At 28.0% G+C, this 21,856-nt stretch carries 17 protein-coding genes; 6 read left to right on the top strand and 11 right to left on the bottom strand.

Going from position 1 to position 21,856, the window contains the following annotated elements; genetic code table 4:
• Positions 1-106: 106 nt before the first annotated feature.
• From gpmI to serS, 10 genes are all read right to left on the bottom strand, one after another.
• Entirely contained in the window at positions 107-1,618 is a 1,512-nt protein-coding gene (gene gpmI / locus FJO69_RS00760; RefSeq protein WP_140781099.1) for a 2,3-bisphosphoglycerate-independent phosphoglycerate mutase, read from the bottom strand.
• Positions 1,605-2,489, bottom strand: coding sequence for a hypothetical protein (locus tag FJO69_RS06580; protein WP_140781098.1), 885 nt, complete (start codon positions 2,487-2,489; stop codon positions 1,605-1,607). Before FJO69_RS06580 ends, gpmI begins: the two co-directional genes overlap by 14 nt.
• The gene (locus tag FJO69_RS06575) at positions 2,467-3,987 is read right to left on the bottom strand and encodes a hypothetical protein (protein WP_140781097.1); all 1,521 of its coding nucleotides are present in this window, start codon (positions 3,985-3,987) and stop codon (positions 2,467-2,469) included. The genes FJO69_RS06580 and FJO69_RS06575 overlap by 23 nt, the downstream gene beginning before the upstream one ends.
• A complete protein-coding gene (locus FJO69_RS06570) occupies positions 3,987-4,733 on the bottom strand; it encodes a phosphotransferase (RefSeq protein WP_140781096.1) in 747 nt (248 codons plus the stop codon). Before FJO69_RS06570 ends, FJO69_RS06575 begins: the two co-directional genes overlap by 1 nt.
• A gap of 6 nt (positions 4,734-4,739) precedes the next feature.
• Positions 4,740-6,683 (bottom strand): DNA topoisomerase (ATP-hydrolyzing) subunit B, encoded by a 1,944-nt coding sequence (gene gyrB / locus FJO69_RS00740; protein ID WP_140781095.1) that lies wholly within the window; start codon positions 6,681-6,683, stop codon positions 4,740-4,742.
• A gap of 113 nt (positions 6,684-6,796) precedes the next feature.
• On the bottom strand, positions 6,797-8,623 hold the full coding sequence (locus FJO69_RS06565) for a hypothetical protein (RefSeq protein ID WP_140781094.1): 1,827 nt from the start codon (positions 8,621-8,623) through the stop codon (positions 6,797-6,799).
• Between the two features lie 77 nt (positions 8,624-8,700).
• The gene (gene rplT, locus FJO69_RS00730) at positions 8,701-9,060 is read right to left on the bottom strand and encodes a 50S ribosomal protein L20 (RefSeq protein WP_140781093.1); all 360 of its coding nucleotides are present in this window, start codon (positions 9,058-9,060) and stop codon (positions 8,701-8,703) included.
• 24 nt (positions 9,061-9,084) lie between these two features.
• Entirely contained in the window at positions 9,085-9,273 is a 189-nt protein-coding gene (gene rpmI / locus FJO69_RS00725) for a 50S ribosomal protein L35 (protein ID WP_140781092.1), read from the bottom strand.
• A 1-nt stretch (position 9,274) separates the two neighbouring features.
• A complete protein-coding gene (infC, locus tag FJO69_RS00720; RefSeq protein WP_140781177.1) occupies positions 9,275-9,823 on the bottom strand; it encodes a translation initiation factor IF-3 in 549 nt (182 codons plus the stop codon).
• A gap of 303 nt (positions 9,824-10,126) precedes the next feature.
• The gene (gene serS, locus FJO69_RS06560; protein ID WP_140781091.1) at positions 10,127-11,389 is read right to left on the bottom strand and encodes a serine--tRNA ligase; all 1,263 of its coding nucleotides are present in this window, start codon (positions 11,387-11,389) and stop codon (positions 10,127-10,129) included.
• Positions 11,390-11,525: 136 nt separating this feature from the next.
• Between serS and FJO69_RS06555 the strand changes: the two genes are divergently transcribed.
• Genes FJO69_RS06555 through ftsH form a run of 4 tightly spaced genes read left to right on the top strand, consistent with a single transcriptional unit; the run spans position 11,526 to position 17,478 of the window.
• Positions 11,526-13,781, top strand: a complete 2,256-nt coding sequence (locus FJO69_RS06555) for an ATP-dependent DNA helicase (RefSeq protein ID WP_140781090.1) — start codon at positions 11,526-11,528, stop codon at positions 13,779-13,781.
• 1 nt (position 13,782) lies between these two features.
• Positions 13,783-14,334: an aminoacyl-tRNA hydrolase gene (gene pth, locus FJO69_RS00705; protein WP_140781089.1), complete on the top strand. Its 552-nt coding sequence runs from the start codon at positions 13,783-13,785 to the stop codon at positions 14,332-14,334.
• Entirely contained in the window at positions 14,327-15,253 is a 927-nt protein-coding gene (gene tilS / locus FJO69_RS00700; RefSeq protein ID WP_140781088.1) for a tRNA lysidine(34) synthetase TilS, read from the top strand. Before pth ends, tilS begins: the two co-directional genes overlap by 8 nt.
• Positions 15,254-15,303: 50 nt before the next feature.
• Entirely contained in the window at positions 15,304-17,478 is a 2,175-nt protein-coding gene (ftsH, locus tag FJO69_RS00695; protein ID WP_140781087.1) for an ATP-dependent zinc metalloprotease FtsH, read from the top strand.
• Between the two features lie 11 nt (positions 17,479-17,489).
• On the opposite strand, the gene FJO69_RS00690 is transcribed toward ftsH, so the two are convergent.
• Positions 17,490-18,104, bottom strand: a complete 615-nt coding sequence (locus FJO69_RS00690) for a DUF402 domain-containing protein (protein ID WP_140781086.1) — start codon at positions 18,102-18,104, stop codon at positions 17,490-17,492.
• A 127-nt stretch (positions 18,105-18,231) separates the two neighbouring features.
• On the opposite strand from FJO69_RS00690, the gene trmB reads away from it, so the two are divergent.
• Together trmB and gyrA are read left to right on the top strand one after the other, a co-directional pair.
• Positions 18,232-18,837, top strand: a complete 606-nt coding sequence (trmB, locus tag FJO69_RS00685) for a tRNA (guanosine(46)-N7)-methyltransferase TrmB (protein WP_140781085.1) — start codon at positions 18,232-18,234, stop codon at positions 18,835-18,837.
• Positions 18,838-18,957: 120 nt separating this feature from the next.
• The gene (gyrA, locus tag FJO69_RS06550) at positions 18,958-21,681 is read left to right on the top strand and encodes a DNA gyrase subunit A (RefSeq protein ID WP_140781084.1); all 2,724 of its coding nucleotides are present in this window, start codon (positions 18,958-18,960) and stop codon (positions 21,679-21,681) included.
• The last annotated feature ends 175 nt before the right edge of the window (positions 21,682-21,856 follow it).

The following is a 21,856-nucleotide window of genomic DNA, read 5'->3' as shown; positions in this document are numbered from 1 at the left end:
AAATTAAAAATGAATATCTTTTTTATTATACCACAAAATATTGATTAAAAAGACGGGCGTAGGTTAAGAGGTTAAGGTAAAATAAAAACCAGATTAACTGGTTTAATTATTCTATTAATAGGGATTCTCCGGTCATTTCAACTGGCTTTTCAATGCCTAAATAATCTAAAATTGTAGGTGCAACGTCAGCTAATTTTCCGTCTTTTAATTGAATGGTTTTATCTGTTGTTATAAACATAACAGGACTTGTAGTGTGTTTTGTTGCTGGTTTATTGTTTTCGTCTTCGGTTATTTCGGCATTACCATGATCAGCTGTAATAAATCATGTAACTTCGTCTTTATTATCTGAAACGTATTTTAAAATTCTTTCAAATTGTTCATCTAGAAATTCTATAGCTTTAATAGTTGCTTGTAAATTGCCGGTATGACCCACCATGTCTGGGTTTGCAAAGTTCATGATAACAAAGTCAACACCTTTTATTTTTTCTAATAATTTATCAGTGATACCTTCGGCTGACATATGTGGATAATCGGCAAAAGATTCAGCTTTAATACTTTCTACTAAAACACGTTCTTCGTTTTGGTATAGAATATCAACTCCACCATCCATAAAAAAAGTTACGTGGGCGTATTTTTGAGTTTCTGCCAATCTTAGCTGAGTTAATCCGTTTTTAGCAAGTACTTCACCTAAAGGATTAATAACTTTCATTTCTTCAAAAGCGACCTCGCTATCAATCCCTTCATATTTCATTAAAGATACAAAATGATCAATATGTTTTCTTATGGTTGGTTGATATTCATATAAATTAGAACCATATAGCATATGGCTTAGTTGTCTTGCTCGATCAGGTCTAAAGTTAAAGAAAATAACTGAATCGTCGTCTTTTAAAAATAAACCATCTTTAGCTTGTGCTGGTATAAAAAATTCATCATAAATACCTTGATTATATTGATCGTCAATGTATTTTTCTATATCGTTTACAACATTTTTTGATGTACCTAAAATAGTTTCATAACTCTTTTCATTTCTTTCAAAAATAGAGTCACGGTCCATGCTATAAAATCTACCAGCTATGGTTGAAATTTTATAACCAAATTTATCAGTTAAAGTTTTTAAATTATTAAATGAACTTTTAATTGATTGAGGTTTTACATCCCGACCATCACCAAAAATATGAACCGAAACTTTTCTTAAACCTTTTTGATTTGCTAATTTTAAAATTTCAAATAAATGATTATCTAAAGCGTGAACCCCGCCTTCACTTAATAATCCCATTAAATGTAAAGTTGTATCTTTTTTTAAGACATCGTCCATTACTTTATTTAAAACTTCGTTTTTAGCAAAAGAACCATCTTTAATTGCCTTATTAATCAAAGAAAGTCCGGTATAAACAATTCTTCCTGCCCCAATATTTAAATGACCTACTTCGCTATTTCCAATTTGTCCGGCAGGTAAACCGACGTATTCTCCAGAAGCTTGTAAAACAGAGTTAGGACACATGACAAATAAATAATCAAAGATAGGGTGAAAACTTTGTTGATAAGCATTACCTTGTTTTTCTTCTCTTAACCCTAAGCCATCAATAACGGTTAAAATAATTTTTTTATTTCTCTTCATTATTAACCTCATTTAAAACATTAATTTTCATTTCACTAATAAAGTTCATATCTTTAATTGTTTTTATATCTTCATTTAAAGTTAAATTAGCTTTAATAATAACGTTATTTTTGGTAGATCTTGTATTCTCTGGTAGTTGTTTGTTTTTTGTTAAATCCTTAGTTGCATTTTGGAAAAAGTTAGTGATAGCAAAACCGATATATCGTGGTTTATTGTCGTAAAAATAATATTTATTTTTATTTTCTTCGTCTTGATAAAAATAAGTAGTAGAAATAACTATTTGGGTAATTGAATTAATAAACATCGAAGCTAAAATTTCTTTTTGATATTTTTCTTGATACTTCTTTAAAAGATCTTCAATGTTTAATTCTAAATATGTAATTTGTTGATCTGAGTTAATTTCGACTACTTTTTCACTTTCATTATTTAAAAAATTAGCTAATTCTTTTCAATCTACTTTGTCATTATTGCCTTGAAGTTTAAACTCATAACTATATAACAAACCACTTTTATAATTAGTCAATTTATCTGTTGATTTTAAATTAACAACAGTTTTATGCGGATTCATAACTTCTTCAACAACATTTTTAGTTGTTTGAGTAAATAAATAAGTTTTTTGATTGTCGTTTGTTTGTTCATCGATTGTGGAAGAAGCGATTAAATTTTTAGTATCACTAATTAATAAAGTTTTTTTGTAATTATAAGGGTTATTTAAAACGCTAGGAATAATAATTAAACCCAGTAATGGTACAGCAAGACCAGCTATCATGAAACCTGTTTTAATTCTTTTTTTCTTGATAGCTTTTTTATCTTGACTTGGTTTTATATTTTCTTCTTTTGGAAGATCACTATTTTGTTTTTCTTCTGTCATAATGTTCCTTATTTTTATTAGTGATAAATTTTCTTCATAACTCTTTTATGCGACTAACGTTAACTCCGGCTCCGCTGTAATCACCGTTTAAAACTCTATTATATAAATAACCTACAAAGTGAATAATAATTCGATATTTATAAAAATCTGCTGGTTGTTCATAACCGTATGATTTTCAAAATACTTTTTCCATTGCCTTAGTAAAACCTGAATTTTCAAACAATAAAGCAATATCAATAAAACGATTAGAACGATAAGCCGAAGCTCAATCGATAATATATAAATTCAAGTTTTCTGTAAAAAAGATATTGTCTAATGATAGGTGGTTATGATTATTGGCGTCTGGTTTAATGTTTTTAACTCAGTTTTGAATTTCTTTTAAAATTCGAACATCGCCAAAATCTTCTTCAATTTGTTTAGGCTGAATAAAATCTAAATAGTATTTTATTTTTTGATCCAAAATGTATTCTGGAAAATCGTAATCACTATCATGTAAAGTTCTTATTGCTTTAGCTAAAACACGTGTTTGTCTTAAATTTAAATCTATTGTTCTAGGACAGTTTAATCATCTTCAAATAATTCGATCTTCATCTTCGTAAACGCAAACGGGAACAAAATATAAATTTTCAATTGTTTCAATTTTTAAACGATCATTAAATTTATTATGTTGTTTTTGAACGATAAATCTATTTTGAATTAAAAAGTCGCGACTATTATATTCATTTAAGGATTCAGAAATAATTGAATTAGGAGCTTTTAAATTAGCATATACGTTTTTAAACATTGCTTCATTATAAGTTCTAATTAAATAACAATAATCATCAAACTTTTCACGTTTTAGATTAAAGAATTTAATAATTTTTTCTTTATCAATCCCTAAAAACAAATATAAACTAACGGGATCAAAATATCTTGAGTTATAACTTGAAAATTCGAAATCGATTAATTTAACAAAGTTATATTTATTAGCTAAAATGTTTTGGCTTTTTAGATTATTATGACTTAATACATATTCTTCATCTTTATATTTATTAACTAGTTCTAAATAACGTTTGTCATAAATTTTATATTTATATCAATCAAAACGTTCTAAGTCAATTTTTATATTTTGAAAGTTTTTAACACAGTTTAAAATTGCTAAGGCAACACTATCTTCTACTTTAATTTTAAAAAGATCAACGCCTGGAAATCATTTTTTAATAATGACACCGTCTTTAAAATATAAGTAATCTTTAAAGTGAGAAATGACTTTTTCTTCGTTTTTATGATTTACTTCAACAATATCTTTTGGTATTCTAATTTGAGCTCAAATATTATCAATTTTACAAATATAACTCTTATTGTGAAAATCTTCGTAGTAGAAACGAACGTTAGTTAATTTAGCTGCAACATCAGGTCCGATAGTGTCACTAATTTTTTCAATTACTCATCTTAAATCTTGTTCTTTTTTCTTATTTTTATGACTAACAGCAAAAGCTCTTTGGTTAGTTCTTGCCATTAGTTATATTCCTTTAAAAATTTTTGCATATGTTTTTCAACTCTTTCGCAATATAAACTATCATCAAAAGGTTTAACTTCATGCTTGTTAATTCATAAAACAACTAAAGCATTAACAATAATTTTGTGAACTTGTAAGTATTTGGGTTCAAAATCATCACCATAAGCGTCTAAAAAGATTTTTTCTTGTCTTTCATTTAAATTTGAAGATTCAATAAAGTAAGCTAAATCAAAATGGACATCTCCCATTGTAGCGTATTCTCAATCGGTGATATAAATACGATCAGAAGCATCGATAAAATTAAATAATCATAGATCGTTATGGACCGGAGCAGAATTATCGATATTTTTTAAAAATAAATTAATCTTCTTGTAATACTTATCTAACACAGGTATTTTTCTACCTAGTTTAGCTATCATTTCACGATAAACTTTAAATCTTCTAGCAATTTGATTTTCTTTATGAAAAGGTAATTTTGAATTATGTAATTCAATTAAATTTCGCCCTATTTCTTGTAGTTGTTTATCAGTAACTGTTTGTCAATTTAAAATGGGTCCATCAATTCATTCGGTTACTAATTCTTTTTCATTATCTTTAATTACGGTTGGAGAAAAAGGTAATTCATTAATAATAAAATTATCGGTTTTGTGATTAAAACCGTCATAATTTTTTATTTTTATAAAAGTGTTATTATGTTCGTCTTGATATGTTTTATTAGTAAAACCTTGATTTTTTATTAACTTCATATTGACCTAAAAATCGATGTTGTTAGCAAATTTAGCGTTTTCTTGAATAAAGTCATGACGAGGTTCAATTTCTTCTCCCATTAAGGTTGAAAAAATAGTGTCGCAAACGGCAATGTCATCAATTTGAACTTGTAACATTTTTCTTTTAGCTGGATCCATAGTTGTTTCTCAAAGTTGTTCTGGGTCCATTTCTCCAAGTCCTTTATAACGCTGAATATTAATGTTTTTCTTATCTTCAAGTGTGCTTAAAATTTCTTCTTTTTGAGCATCATTATAAGCGTAAGCTACAGTTTTACCTGATGAAATTTTATATAAAGGAGGTTGAGCAATGTATACAAAACCATATTCAATTAAAGGTCTCATATGACGATAGAAAAATGTTAGTAATAAAGTTGTAATGTGGGCTCCGTCGACGTCGGCATCAGTCATAATAACAATTTTGTGATATTTAAGTTTATTAATATTAAATTCTTGATTTATGCCTGTTCCTAAGGCGTGAACCATAGTAGCAATTTCTTTATTGCTTATAACTGTTTGGAAAGAATTTTTTTCAGCGTTAATAACTTTACCACGTAGCGGTAAAATAGCTTGAATAGAACGATCACGTCCCATTTTAGCTGAACCACCAGCTGAGTTACCTTCGACAATAAATAGTTCTCTAACTTCAGCATTTTTAGATGAACAATCAGCTAGTTTACCTGGTAAATTTCCAATATCGTTTCCATCTTTTTTTCTAGTTAAATCTCTAGCAGCATTTGCAGCTAATCTTGATCTTTGTGATAATAAACATTTTTCAACAATTAATTTAGCAATGTTAGGATTTTCTAACATGTATTTTTCTAGAGTTTCAGAAATAACTTTATTAGATGCCATTCTAGCATCTCTGTTTTCTAGTTTACCTTTGGTTTGACCTTCAAAAATAGGATCAGTATGTTTAATAGAAATAATAGCTGTTAAACCATCTTTAACATCTTCACGAGAAATTTTTTCATTTCCATTTTTATATAATTTGTTTTCTTCTGCGTAGTGGTTAAAAATTCTTACTAAGGCATCATAAAAACCTTGTTCGTGAGTACCACCATCAACAGTTTGGATATTGTTAGCATATGAAACTACATTGGTTGTATAAGCTTCGTTATATTGCATAGCAATTTCAACCATAACTTCTTCTGCACCTTGAACTTTATCTCTAAAACTTCCTTCAGCATAGATAACCTCAGGAGTAATAACTTTTTTACCTTTATTTAATTCGTGAACATAGTCAACTAAACCACCTTCAAAGTGGAAAGTTTTTTTAATATTTTTTTCTACGTTTTCAACATTAATTTTTAAGCCTTTATTTAAATAAGCTATTTGTTTAGAGTGATCTAAAATAGTTCCAAAGTCAAAATCAACTTTTTCCATAACTGTGTAATCAGGATGGAATTTAATAGTAGTTCCAGTAACTCCTTCTTCAACTTGTCCTACAACTTCAAGACCTTTAACTGGATTTCCTCCGTTAATAAATTCTTGATAATGTAATTTACCTTCTCTTTTAACTCAAACTTCTAAGTGGTCACTTAAAGCATTAACTACTGAAGCTCCTACCCCGTGTAATCCCCCAGAAACTTTATAAGTTGAAGAGTCAAATTTACCTCCGGCATGAAGGACAGTTAAAATTGTTTCAACGGTTGATTTTTGAGTTTTAGGGTGAATACCAACTGGCATACCACGACCGTCGTCAATAATTTCAATTGTATTATTTGGATAAAGTCTAATTGTAATTTCGCTAGCAAAACCTGCCATAGCTTCGTCGACAGAGTTATCAACAATTTCTCAAATTAAGTGGTGTAAACCTCTAAACCCGATAGAACCTATATACATACCAGGTCTTTTTCTAACAGCTTCTAAGCCTTCTAGAACCTGAATATTATCAGCGGAATATTTTTTTGTTTCTTCTGTATCAGTCATTTCTTACCTCATCTTAAATATATTTATTTTATAAATATATTACTAATTATACCAAAATCAAAACTAAAAGCTAGGCGGCAAAATTACTAAATTAAGATAAAAAAACACGCCTTTTAATCAGACATGTTTCTTCATTTTTCAATTAATTCTTGGCTTGTATTATTAATGTTGTATTTTTTAAAATCTTCAGGTAATTCATGCGGTTTATTAATAAATAAACCTAAACCATTTTCATCTATTTTAATATTCGCAAAAGTGTTTAAATATGGGTAATTATTAAATAAATAATCAATAAAATCGATAGCTTTTTTAAGTTGTTTTAAATTTAATTTTTCATCAATTTTTAATTCGTTAATTGCAATGTTTCATTTATTAATTAAACGATTGCAATGTTTGTTTAATTGTTTAACATTTTGATATTCATTATTCTTGTTTGTTAAGATTTGTAGATTGTTTATTTTAATGTCTTTTATTAAATAAATAAGTTTCTTTTCAAATGAAAGATTAAATTCTTGATAAGGAATATCAATAATCGTTCCTTCTTGATTTACATAATCAATTTTGTTAGTTTTATTAAAACCATAAATATTAAAATCAAATATTTTTAATTTATTTTCTTTAATAACCTTTATATCTTTTAAATAAATTTTTGTATCGTTTTTTTGTTCGACAAAATCTAACATTTTATGTAAATAAATAGAATTAAATACGTAATTATTTTTTAATGTTTTAAAGTCTTTTGAATCTAAGTTTTCAGCTTGATTTAAAGCTTTTTTATTAAGCATAATAATTGTTAAACTACGTAAAATATATTCAATATTATTAATGATATTTTGACGCAGTTTTTTAACTACTTCTTCAAAAGAAACCATTCAGTTTTTACTAATAATATTTTGTACTCATCAATTAGTGTCGTTGATAAAAGTGTCGTCATCTATTTTTCTTTTGGTATATAAAATATTTTGATATTTAATCAATCTGACATCATTATTTAATTGTTTTTTTTCAAATTTTCTAAATTCTAAAAAGTTTTTTTGTACTTCTTTATTAAAGAATTGTTTAACTAAATTTTTATCATTAAATTCAAGCTTAAAGTTATTATTAAAACTTTTTAATTCATAAATAGATTTTGTAATAGAAGAAGTTTCGTAAATACCTCTTTCTCATACATTAACATATTTATTAACTTTAAAATTAAGATCAGTTAAATAAGAAGTCGGATAAATTATTGATTGAATAATATTAACAAAAGGAGAAGCTTGTTTTCTAACACCACCAACAGTAGTGGCTACACTAACCCCACCAAATTTTTTAACAACAGATTTAGAGTTTTTATAAAAAATAAAATCTCAATTTATTGTGGTGTAATAAGCGTTATAAAAATAAAAGTTATCATAAGTATATTTTTTAATATCAATATAGTTTTCAAAATGGTTTCTAGTTGAAACTACTTTAAGTAAGTTATTGTCAACTTTATTATCTACTTTAAAACCTAATTTTTTAAGAATATTAGTTTGAAGATCATAAGGCGAAACTAATGAAAATATTTTAAGAAGCTTTATTTTTTCTTTAGCTATTAATTCGTCTAATTTAGCTTCCATATTTTTGATTTCTTCATCATAAGCATCGGTCGTTTTATTGTTTCAACGATATATTGGAGCGAAAATAAAACCAATAATAAAGATTGATAAAAAAACAAGAATAATGTTTAAAAGTTTTCTTAAAGCTATGTGATTTTTTCAAGCTAGTTTTTGTTTAGCTTTTTTGTTTTGGTTTTTTAAATCTTGTATTTTTTCTTCAATCTTTTTTAAATGATGATTGTTCTTTTCAAAAAACTTTGTTTGCAAAATTTCGTATTCAGTTTTGGCTTGTTCTAATTTAGGCAAATAAAAAGTTTTAATTGGGTTATTATCTGAAATATAGCTTATTTTTTTATGCATATTATTAATTGTATAAGGTTTATTTAATCTAAGACAAAATAAAACCAGTTAGCTTTTTAGCTTAACTGGTTAAATTATTATTTACTTGATAAAGCAGCTTTTGCTTTTTCAACGATTTGAGCAAAAGTAGTTGGGTAGTTAATTGCTAATTCAGATAACATTTTTCTGTTTACTTGTACGTTAGCAGCTTTTAAACCTTCGATTAATCTTGAATAAGTAATTCCCATTGGTCTAGCAGCAGCATTAATACGAGCGATTCATAGTTTTCTAAATTCACGTTTTACTTGTTTTCTGTCTCTGAATGCATATGTTCATGATTTAACAACAGCTTGTTTAGCTACTTTATAACCGATTGATTTGTGTCCTCAGTATCCTTTAGCTAATTTTAGTCATTTTGAACGTCTTCTTCTTGTAACGATTCCGCCTCTTGTACGCATATCTTATTCCTTTCTAAATATAAATTAAATTAATTCTTTGTATCTCTTGAAGTCTGAACTTGATAATGTTGAAGCTTTACGAGATTGACGTTTTTGTTTTGTGGTTTTGTTTTGTGCTAAGTGTGATCTATATGCATTTCCACGTTTAACTTTACCCGTTGCGGTTACTTTAATTCTTTTCTTTAAACCGCTTTTGGTTTTCATTTTTGGCATGTTATTCTCCTTTTGTTTCTGAAGGTACGGTATTTTTTGCTAATGATTCAACCTTACGTTTATCTTTTTCAATATACATGTCTAAGAAACGTTCATTAACTAAAGTTGCTTCTTTTGAGATTTTAGCAATGTCTTCAACCAAAGCAAAAAAGTTTTTCAGAATGTCTTCACCAAGTTCTATTCTTGCTCTTTCACGTCCTCTAAATTTAACTGAAACTTTAACTCTATTGCCATCTAAAATAAATTCTCTGGCTTTTCTAGCTTTTGTTTCAAGGTCGTGTTGTCCTATTAAAGGTGTTAATCTAATTTCACGGTTAATAGTTACTGCTTGTTTTTCCTTAACTGCTTTTTCTTTTTTCTTTTTGTCGTATTTGAATTTACCATAATCCAAGATTTTGGTAATTGGTTTGTTTTGTTCGATCGCAATTAAAACTAAATCCATATTAAATTCTTTAGCTTTTTCAATTGCTTGATCTTTGGTTAAAACACCAATTTTTTCGTTTTCTGGTCCGATTACAAATACTTTTTTGTAAGGAATTTGTGAGTTGATGTAATGTTCTGATTTTGGTTTACGGCTATTGCTAAAAGTACCGTTTTGATCGTTATTGTTATTAATAACTTCCTCCTTAAATAAAATAAAAAGTGGACAATCCACTTCCCAAAAACTACAAAATAATCTTTATTGTAGCAACCCAGCAAAAAATCACTTAGGTGAGAAATGAATCTTCTTTTTGCTAATAAAAGCATTAACATTATAACATAAAAGTTTTTTATAAATAAAAAAGCTAAAAAATGACTTAAATTAAGTTAATTTAAATTTTTAATAAAGAAAAAATCCCGATTTAGGATTTTATTATTTAATAATTTCTTTTTGCATATATGGAATTAATACTTTTGGCACAGAAATTGTGCCGTCTTCATTTTGATAATTTTCTAAGATAGAAGCAACTACTCTATCGATGGCTAAACCTGAACCATTAATGGTGTAAGCATATTTAGTTTTGCCGTTTTCTTTATATCTAATTTTTGCTCTTCTAGCTTGGAAATCTTTAAAGATTGAAATAGAAGAAGTTTCACGATATTTTTGTTCTGATGGCATTCAAAGTTCAAGATCAACAGTTTTAGCTGATGAAAAACCTAAATCGCCGGTTGAAAGTAATACTTCACGATATGGTAATTCTAATTTATCTAAAATTGATTTAGCGTCATTAACGGTTTTTTCTCATTCTGTCATACCGTCTTTTTCAGATACAATTTTTACTAATTCAACTTTATGAAATTCGTGTTGTCTAATTAAACCTCTTGTATCTTTACCGCTTGATCCAGCTTCTGATCTAAAACATTTAGTATAAGCAACATATTTAATTGGGTTATCTAAGTTTAGTATTTCGTCGTAATGATAATTAGTTACTGGAACTTCGGCAGTAGGTATTAATCAAAGATCATTATCTTGGATTTTAAATAGATCTTCTGAAAATTTAGGAAGCTGTCCGGTGCCATATAACATGTTTGAATTAACAAGGTGGGCTGGCATTATTTCTTTATAACCATTAGCAATATGAGTGTCTAGCATAAATGCTGCTAAAGCTCTAACTAATTTTGCCCCGTCATTTTTATATAAAGTAAATCTAGTTCTGGCTAATTTAACAGCTCTTACAAAATCGACGATGTCAAGTTTAACCGCTACTTCATAGTGAGGTAAAACACCTTTAACTAAACCACGACCTAAATTAGGATGTTCGGCTATAACTTTATTATCAAGATCATCAAAACCTAGTGGAACTTCGTCATAAGGTAAATTAGGAACTTGAATCATTAAGTCGTTAACTTTTTTAACAATTGCGTCTGCTTCGGCGTCAGCAACTTCAATTTGTTGCTTGATTTCGTTAACTTGGTTCATTTCTTCATCGGCATTTTGTTTATTTCTTAATTTAATACCAATTTCTTCGCTTAGTTTATTTCTTTGGGCTTGTAGTTGTTCTAGTTTGTGAATTAATTTATTTCTCGTTTCACCTAGTTCAATAATTTCGTTAATAATTGATAAATCAAAATTACGGCTTGATAGTTTTTTAACTACTTCGTTTTTATTATTAATAATGTATTTTAAATCTAACATGTTTAACCTCTTTTTTAAATTTAGTACCGGTAATATTTTAATATTTTTTATTTATTTTAATTAAATAAAAGCAACGATCTTTAATTGCCTTAACGCTCTAATTCTAAAAATCACTTTGTGGTAAAATTTTAATATTATGGCAGAAACAACTTATCGACTAAGAGGAAATTTTTCAACCACTTTGTGAGCTTCACCCAATAATATGGAAACGGTAATTTTATCTTTTAAAGTTATTGATAACGATATTAATAATCCAATTGTTTTAAATAAATTTTCTAACATTTCAATAATCCTAAAAAACAACTTATTTTTAGATAAAAAAATTGAATTTAATAATAAAAAATACGAAGTAGAAGTTAAATGAAATCGTAACAGTAAACATAAAAACAGCTATACATGTATAGATGTTTTTCCTCTAGGAGAAGATGATAGTTATAAACTAAACTACATTGTTAAGTTTTTAAAAAGTGCTAATTTTCCTGGTATTGGTGAAGCTAAAGCTAAAAGATTAGTTTCTGATTTAGGTGTCGATGTTTTAGCTAAGATGTTATCAGAAGATATTAATCCTGAAAAATATGGCATTAGTGAAGATAACTGAGAAATCTCCATTGATTATCTTAAATCTAATCCAAGTATTGTTAAAGATCAAATTTATTTTTTAAAACTTAATTTATCAACTAGTTTGTATAAAAACATAGTTAAAAATTTTGATAATTACGATAACTTTTTAAAAGAATATCACGAAGACTTTTATCGTTTTTATTTTGAAAACATCAAAGAAGTTAGATTAAACGATATTGACAAAATTCACGACGATAATTTTAAAAACGAAAATCAAGAAGCTAAATGAGGAGCTCATATTTATTCTGCTTTAATTAAATATTGTTTTGATAGCGGTAATACTCGCATAGCATCTAAGAAAGTTTTTGATAGTTTAATGGAAATATCAACGACAGATCTTTTAATACCAAGAAATACTGAAGATTTTTATCAAGGTTGTTACTATTTAATAAAAAACAAATTATTGATTTTAAACTTTTACGAAGATGTTGAATATTTAACTCCCAAACATGTTTTTGAAATTGAAAAAAGTATTGTTGATCGCATTAGATTAATTAAAGAAAGTAAACCTATTTATAAGTTTGATTATCAAAAGAAATCTTTCTTCGATGATAAACAAGAAGAAGCAATTTATTCAGCTTTAAATGATAATTTGGTTTTGATTACCGGCTCACCTGGAACTGGTAAAACCTTAATCACTAATGAAATAATAAGACAGTTACAAAAGAAATATAACAGTGATGATATTGTTGTTGTTACGCCAACTGGTAGAGCAACTATTAATATTAATAATAAAAACATTAAAGATATTCAAGCTGTAACTATTCACAGTTTTCTACAATGAGATCCTGATAATAATCGTTTTAATATAAATGAAAGGCATCCAATTAGTTGTGAATGTTTGATAATCGACGAGTTTTCGATGGTAAGTATTGATATTTTTGATGCTTTATTAAAAGGAATTAACAAAAGATATTTAAAGAAAATTATTTTAGTGGGAGATAAAGATCAACTCCCAGCCATCGGACCAGGTTATTTAATTAGAGATTTTATTGAAAATAATATTTTTAAAACAATTGAGCTAGATAAGATATATCGCCAAGCCGATAACTTCGATATTGTTGTTGATGCTATTTCTATTAACAAAGGATTAATGCCTAATTTTGAAGGTCAACAATCACAATTTAAACCAACATTTAGAGATGATTTAAAAGAAGTTTTAATTAACAAAATAGAAGAACTTTTAAATAAAGGTTATACCAAAAAAGATATTGCTGTTTTAAGTCCAATTTATAACTATGAAACTGGAATTGATGAAATTAACCTTGCTTTAAGTAATTATTATCGCCAAAAAGAACAAGCAGAAGTAGTTAAACACCGTGAAAGAACTTTTGCGATTGGTGATAAAGTAATTAATTTAGTTAATGATCCTAAAACTAAAACCTTTAATGGTGAAATTGGATATATCTCTCGTTTTACTTTTATTGATAAAAGAAATACAGGCGAACAAGAGCTTTCACATATTACTGTTCAATATGAAATCTATGATAAATTAGTTACTTATACACGTAAAGATTTTGTGGAAAACACTAATATGGCATATTGTACTAGTGTGCATAAATATCAAGGTAGTGAATGTCCGATTGTATTAACCGTTTTATTTTCAGAAGCAAAAAGACTGCTTTCTAAAAAATTAATTTATACAGCCGTAACCAGAGCAAAACATTTAAGCGTTATTTTTGGAGAAAAAAACGCTTTAATTGATGGCATTCAAAACGATGATGATTCAAAAAGAATAACAAATATTAAACTATTATGACAAGGAGAATAAAATGAAACTAATTGTTGGATTAGGCAACCCCGGTGTTGAATATGCTAAAACTAGACATAACGTTGGTTTTATGGTAATTGATAAAATGGCAGAAAAATTACAAACACCTTTAACCGAAAAGAAATTTAATGGAGTTTTTTATAAGGATAAAGAAGTAATTTTAGCTAAACCATTAACTTATATGAATAAAAGTGGAGATTTTGTTGCAGCGATTACTAATTATTACGATGTAGCTTTAGAAGATGTTATTATCGTTTATGACGATTTAGATGTAGTTCTTGGTAAAGCTGTTATTAGACAAAAAGGTTCTGCCGGCGGTCATAATGGAATGAAAGATATAATTGCTAAATTACATAGCGAAGACATTAAACGTTTAAAAATTGGGATTGGTCGTGATGGTAATGTTATTGATTATGTTTTAGGTAAATTCAGTTATGCTGATTCGATAGTTATTGACAGAATTATTGAAGTAGCATCGGAAGCCTTAATTTCATTTATTTCTAACGATATTAGATTTGTTATGAATAAATATAGCGGAAAACTTTATGAATAATAATTATCAAGACTTAAAAAATAAGGTTTTAAATAAAGATTATTTTTTAAATAAAAACGAAGGTTTTATTTTAGCGGTTAGCGGTGGTCCTGATTCAGTTTTCCTTTTAGATCTTTTAAAAGATTTTAATATTGTTGTGTGTCATGTTAATTATCATTTTCGCTATGATAGTCAATACGACCAAAATTTAGTTGAGTCTTATTGCTTAGAAAATAATATTAGACTAGAAATTTTAGATTTAAAAGATCAAAAACCACAAGGTAATATAGAAAACTGAGCCAGAGAAAAACGTTATGATTTCTTTAAACAAGTAGCTAAAAAATACAATTTTAAGAATATTGTTTTAGCTCATCATAAAGACGATTTTTTAGAAACGGCTTTAATGCAAAAAGAAGCGAAAAGAAACCCTTTATTTTTTGGCATTAAAGAAGTAAGGAAAGAAGAAAATTTTATTTTTTTAAGACCTTTTATTGACTTAATTTATAAAAACCAAATTATTGATTTATGCAATGAAAAATCGTTGTTATTTGCCACTGATTATACTAATTTGCAAACCAATAAATATACACGTAATAAAATTCGTTTTGAGATTAGCAAATTAGAAGAAAAAGATAAAAATGATTTGTATGAAGAATTTCTTCAAATAAATAAAAATAATGATTTTAAAAATACAACAATAAAAGAAATATATTATCAATGAAAACAAAATGAATTTGATTGCGATTTTATTAAAAATCAAGGTGAATTTATTAATAATTTAATTTTCAAATTAATACATGATAATTTCAAAAATGTTAAATTAAGCAGCTACAAAATAGAAAATATTAAACAGTTTTTGTTTTCTAATAATAGAACTGCAAAATATAAATTAAATAATCAATGTTTTTTAAACAAAGTTAAAAACAAACTTATTTTTTAATAAATATTATAATTTATTAATACTTATACAACTTTTAGAAAGGAGCAATTATGGAAAACAAACAACCACAACCCAAACAACGTAAACGTTTAGGTTTTGGTGGGGCAGTTGGAATTTTATTTGGTGTTATTGCCTTAATAACTTTAATTTTAATAATGATCCAATTAATTCAAAATGCTACTACCAATTATAAGAGTGTTAACTTTTTATTAAGTAATGCTAAAGGTTTATACGAACACCAAGACGGTCTTTACGTAGCTAGATGAGTTGATGATCCATATAGCAATGTTATTACTATAACTGTAAGTGGTAGCCAAAGTGCAATTCAGTCATTTGTCGGTTATCAATATGTTGGCAATAGTTATACTTTTATGATTAAAGTCAGCGGATTACAATACAGAGAATTACCAGATGCTATTGTTAATGCTGCTGTTGGAGCTGCTAATGCTGCTCAAACATCTTATTTAGAAGTCTTAAATACAATGACTAATGGTAAAGGGGTAATTGATTCACAAGCAGTACCTCAACCTGGTATATGATCTACATATATTCAACCTGCTATTTCTGCATTATTATTTGGTACTTTAATTTTAGGTGCTATTTACATGTTTAGAATGTACGCAAACAGAGAAGGACAAATTCCTGGTACATTTAATTCTAAATCTGTTGCCCAAAGAATTTACACCGATAAAAAATTCTCAGATATCGCTGGAAACGAAGAAGTTAAAGAAGAAGTTGCTGAATTAGTTGATTATCTAAAAAATCCTAAAAAATACTCAGCTGCTGGAGCTAGAATTCCTAAGGGTATTTTACTTGGAGGTCCTCCTGGTACTGGTAAAACTTTAATGGCAAAAGCGACCGCCGGAGAAGCTAATGTACCATTCTTCTTTATTTCTGCTTCTAACTTTGTTGAAATGTTCGTCGGTTTAGGGGCTAAAAGAGTTAGAGATATGTTTGCTGAAGCTAGAAAAAATGCTCCTGCTATTATCTTTATTGATGAATTAGATGCTGTTGGTCGTTCACGTGGAGCCGGAATTGGTGGCGGTAATGACGAAAGAGAACAAACTTTAAACCAACTATTAGTTGAAATGGATGGTATTAAAGAAAACTCAGGAATTATTATTATGGCAGCAACTAACCGTACTGACGTTTTAGACCCTGCCTTAATGCGTCCTGGACGTTTTGATAGAACTATTACCGTTGGTTTACCTGATGTTAAAGAAAGAGAAGCAATTTTAAAACTTCATGCTAAAGGTAAAAGAATTGATCCTAACATTAACTTTATGCAAGTAGCAAGAAGAACTCCTGGTTTTTCAGGAGCTCAACTTGAAAATGTAATTAACGAAGCTTCATTATTAAGTGTTAGAGAAAGAACTAATGTAATTACCTTAGATCAAATTGATGAAGCCATCGATAGAGTTATGGCCGGACCAGCCAAAAAATCACGTACTATTTCAGAAAAAGAAAATGTTGCCGTAGCTTATCATGAAGCTGGACACGCTGTTGTTGGTATTAAATTGCCTGGCGGAAATAAAGTTCAAAAAATTACGATTATTCCAAGAGGTCAAGCTGGTGGGTATAACCTAATGATGCCAGAAGAAGAAAAATACAACCGTTCAAAATCAGAACTAATTGCGATGATAACTTCATTCATGGGCGGTCGGGTAGCAGAAGCAATTATTTACGGTAAAGATAATGTTTCAACCGGAGCTTCTGATGATATCGCCAAGGCAACTAATATTGCTAGAAAAATGGTTACTGAATGAGGTTTATCTGATTTAGGTCCTATTAAATATGAAGAAGATAGTGGCAATCCTTTCTTGGGTAGAGATTACATGAAAAATGCTTCATTTTCAAGTAAAGTAGGTCAAGAAATTGATGAACAAATTAGAAAGATTATTTTAACAGCTGAAAAAAATGCTTATGGCATTATTTCTAAAAACCGTCAATTACTTGAACTTATTAAAGATGCTTTAATTATTAATGAAACTATCGTTGCTGAAGAAATTGATTATATTGCTGAACATATGGAACTTCCTCCTGCAATTACTAAAACTAAAAAAACATTGCAAAAAGAATATTCAGAAGAAGATTTTAATGAATTATTTAATGAAGTTGCTGGCGAAAAGAAAATTTCAGACGATAAATATAAAGATGATCTAGATAAAGAACTTGAAAAACATAATATTGATAATGATGATGATAAAAAAGACGAGGCTAATTAAGCTTCGTCTTTTTATATATCACCGCTTTCTTTAAGCATTCTTTCTAAACCATCAATTAATCGAGAAGAAAAAATGCCGTTTTTGGTATCGTGTTGTTCGTATAAGAAATCTAATTCATCATATAAACGATAAATTAGTTTTAAAGAATATTTATATTTAACAATTGAGTTTTTAAAATCTTGTCAATCGATGACGTTAAAATCACGGTCAACATAACTTTTAATATCTAAATCAAAATCAATGTATTTTATAATTCCGTTATCGATAAAGAAAGGGCTGGCTAAATTTATATATATGTAATTATTTTTCGATTTATTTAAGGTTATAGAAGCATTATAAAACTTATTTTTAGCAAAGAAAAATAAGATAGGGTCAGAAACTACCCAACTAATTTTTTCTTCCATTACTTTGGTTTTAACTAATAAAACCACGACAAAGTCTTCGAGGTTAGCAACAATTTTAGCACCTTCATATTGACGGTATAGGGTTCCGTCATATTTAAAGGCTTGTATCGAAGTTATTTCACCAATTTCAAATAGTTTACGACGGGTATTTTTACCATCGATTTTAGCATTTTTTTTATTAAATAAATCTTGAAAATTACCTTTCTGCTTTAAGTCAGACATATAATTCTCCAGACATGTTTATCATTTTTATTTTTAATTTATCTTGGTTAAAGCCAAGGTTAGCTTTAAACATAATAATGTTATCAAATTTTGCTATAAAAAGGCACAATAATATATCATTATTACCATGAGATTGAGACACAATAAAGACGCCTTAGGAATTATTAATGAATCAAAATATGCTATTTTAAATTTTCCTTATAAAACAAAGAAAAATACTGTTTTAGAAATCGGTATGGGTAAAGGAAGAATGATTACTACTTTAGCTAGTTTACATCCTCAAATTAATTATATTGGTTTAGAAAAATATTCAACCCCAGCTTTAGGTGCAATTAAAAAAGCTGATGAATTAAATTTAGATAACTTTAAAGTAATTATTGGAGACGCTATTAAATTAGAAGAATACTTGGCTAATAAAGTTGATACTATTTGATTGACTTTTAGTGATCCTTGACCTAAAAAACGTCATTTTAAAAGAAGATTAGTTTATCGTGATTTTTTATCTATTTATAAAAAGATTTTAGCTGATGACGGAATTATTTATTTTAAAAGTGATAACGATGGCTTATACGAATATGCTTTAGAAGAACTAAAAGAATTTAAAGCTAAAATAATTTATCATACTAACGATTTACACAATTGTGATTTTCCAATTGAAAATGTGTTTACTGATTACGAAGAAAAATTTAATAAAATGGGTAAAAACATTAATTTTATTGCCTTTAAATTTTAAAAATATTGCCTTTTTGTTAAGGTGATATTTTTAATTTTTGCTCTTAAATTAAGCCAGAAAAAAATAAATGTTTTTTGCTATAATTAGTATATCTTATATACTAATTTTTACGGAGTAATTATGCAATTTGAAGACGAAAAAGATAAAAAAGAATTAGAAGAGCAAACAAACCAAGATGATATTTATTACGAATTTGATGACACCATTAAAAAAGTTTTTTTAGATGAAGAAGAAACAAAAGTAATCGAAGATGATGAAGAGGAAGAAGTTCCACAAGAAAAAGATGGTTATATCGTTCAAAGTCAAATTTTAGAATCAGAAAAAGATGGATTAAAACCTGCTAATTTAGCTTCTGTTATGAAAACCTCATTTATCGAATATGCAATGAGTGTTATTGTATCAAGAGCCTTACCTGATGCAAGAGACGGATTAAAACCAGTTCATAGAAGAATTTTATATGGTATGAGCGAACTTGGTATGTTCCATACGGCTCCCCATAAAAAATCAGCCCGTATTGTCGGTGATGTTTTAGGTAAGTATCACCCTCATGGTGACTCTTCTGTTTACGAAGCTATGGTGCGGATGGCTCAAGATTTTTCACTTCGTTATCCTTTAATTGATGGACACGGTAACTTTGGTTCTATCGATGGTGATGAAGCCGCCGCTATGCGTTATACCGAAGCTAGAATGTCAAAAGTAGCTGGTGCTATGGTTGATGGTATTAAAAAGAATACCGTTGATTTTATTGATAACTATGATGGAACCGAAAAAGAACCAATCGTTTTACCTGCTAAGTTTCCTAACTTATTAGTTTCAGGAACAAGTGGTATAGCTGTTGGTATGGCAACTAATATTCCACCACATAATTTAGGTGAAGTAATTGACGCGGTTTGTGAATTAGCTAAAAACCCAGAAATTAGTATAGATGAACTTATGAACTATGTTTTAGCTCCAGACTTTCCAACCGGAGCAATCGTATTTAACAAAGCTGGTTTAATTGAAGCTTATAAAACCGGACGTGGTTCAATTACTATGAGAGCTAAATCTCATATTCAAGAATTAAAAAGTGGTAAAAACAGAATTGTGATAACTGAAATTCCATATGAAGTTAAGAAAACTGAAATAATGGAAAAAATCGCTGAATTAATTAAAGATAAAAAAATTGAAGGTATTCATGATTTTAGAGATGAATCTAACCGTGATGGTATCAGAATGGTTATCGACATCAAAAAAACTTACGTACCCGAAGTTGTTTTAAACAAATTATTTAAATTAACTAGATTACAAACTAATTTCTCATTTAACATGATCGCCCTTGTTAAAGGTGAACCAAGACTTTTAAATTTAAAACAAGCTTTAGAAGTTTATTTAGAACATCAAATTGATGTAACTACTAGAAGATTACAATTTGATTTAGAAAAAGATCTAGCTAGAGCACACATTTTAGAAGGATTAAAAATCTGTGTTGAAAATATCGACCGTGTAGTAGAAATTATTAAAACCTCTAAAACTGATGTCGAAGCTCAAAGCCGTTTATCAGCTGAATTTAATTTATCAGAAATTCAGGCTAAAGCGATTGTTGATATGAGATTAGGTAGATTAACCGGTCTAGCAATCGAAAAAATGAACGAAGAACTTAAACAAGTTCACGCAAGAATTGATGAATATAAAGCAATTCTTGCTAGTCATGAATTATTAGTTGAATTAATCATTAAAGAATTACAAGAAATCAAACAAGCATACGGCGATAAACGTCGTAGCGAAATTAATTGAGACGAAATGTCAGATATTAATAATGAAGATTTAATTCCGCAAAAAGATATTGTTGTTACTTTTACAACTAATAACTATATTAAACGTTTAGACTTAGAAGAATATCGTGAACAAAAAAGAGGAGGTGTTGGAGTTACAACTGCTAAAACTTATCAAGATGACGATATTCAAGACATTATCGTAACCAATACCCATACCGATTTATTAATTTTTACTAATTCTGCTAGGGTATATCGTTTAAGAGGACACGAAGTTCCCGTTGGAACTAAAATTTCTAAAGGAACACCAATTATTAACGTTATTCCTGCTATCGAAAAAGATGAGAAAATTGTCAAAATCATTTCTGTTGATAATTATGAAGGCGAACAATTCCTTGTTACAGTTTCAAAACAAGGAATTATCAAAAAAACTTATCTTTCAGAATATGAAAGAATTAATCGAAATGGTAAAGTAGCTCTTTCTTTAAATGAAGGAGATCAATTAATTGATGCTCAGGTAGCAAACGATAATGACGAAATATTTATTGCTGCTTCAAATAATTATGTCAATAGATTTGATATTAGTGAAGTAAGACCAATTAGCCGTATAGCCAGAGGAGTTAATGGAATTAAACTTTCAGATGGGGCTTATGTTGTTTCAGTTTCTTCTTCAAAAGATGGTAAATATGTCTTTAGTTTAGGCTCAGAAGGATTCGGTAAAATTACTCTTGCTGAAACTTTTAGAAAAACTAGACGTAATTCTAAAGGGGTTATTGCTTTAAACGGTGATAAAGCTGGCGAGCTTATTTATGCCGCTACTGTTCATGGTAATGAAGATATGATTATTATGACTTCTGATGGAGTTTCAATTAGATTTTCTCTAAACGATGTTTCTGTGGTGGCAAGAAATTCTAAAGGTGTTAAACTTGTTAATTTAAAAAACAGAAAATCACATATTGTCGCCGTAGCTAAAATTGTTGATCAAAGTGAAGAAAATTTAGATCGAACTTTAACTGAAAATGAACAATTAGAAGTTACCCAAGAATTAGACAATATTCATGTTGATGACGAAGTAATTGAAGACGAAGAATAATTTAAAAACATCAAAACTGCAGTTTTGGTGTTTTTAAAACAAGACAAATAAACTAGGACAAAATTAGTGGACACATATATGTGTTCACTTTTTATATATTAAGGAGTAATTATGAAGCAATTAAAACAAGAAGAATGATTAGAGATTTTGATTCTTTATGAAGATTTCATAAATT

The organism is [Mycoplasma] falconis, from assembly GCF_006385795.1.
In the GTDB taxonomy this organism is placed as follows: domain Bacteria; phylum Bacillota_I; class Bacilli_A; order Mycoplasmatales; family Metamycoplasmataceae; genus Metamycoplasma; species Metamycoplasma falconis.
This window is presented reverse-complemented; position numbering and strand designations above follow the sequence as displayed.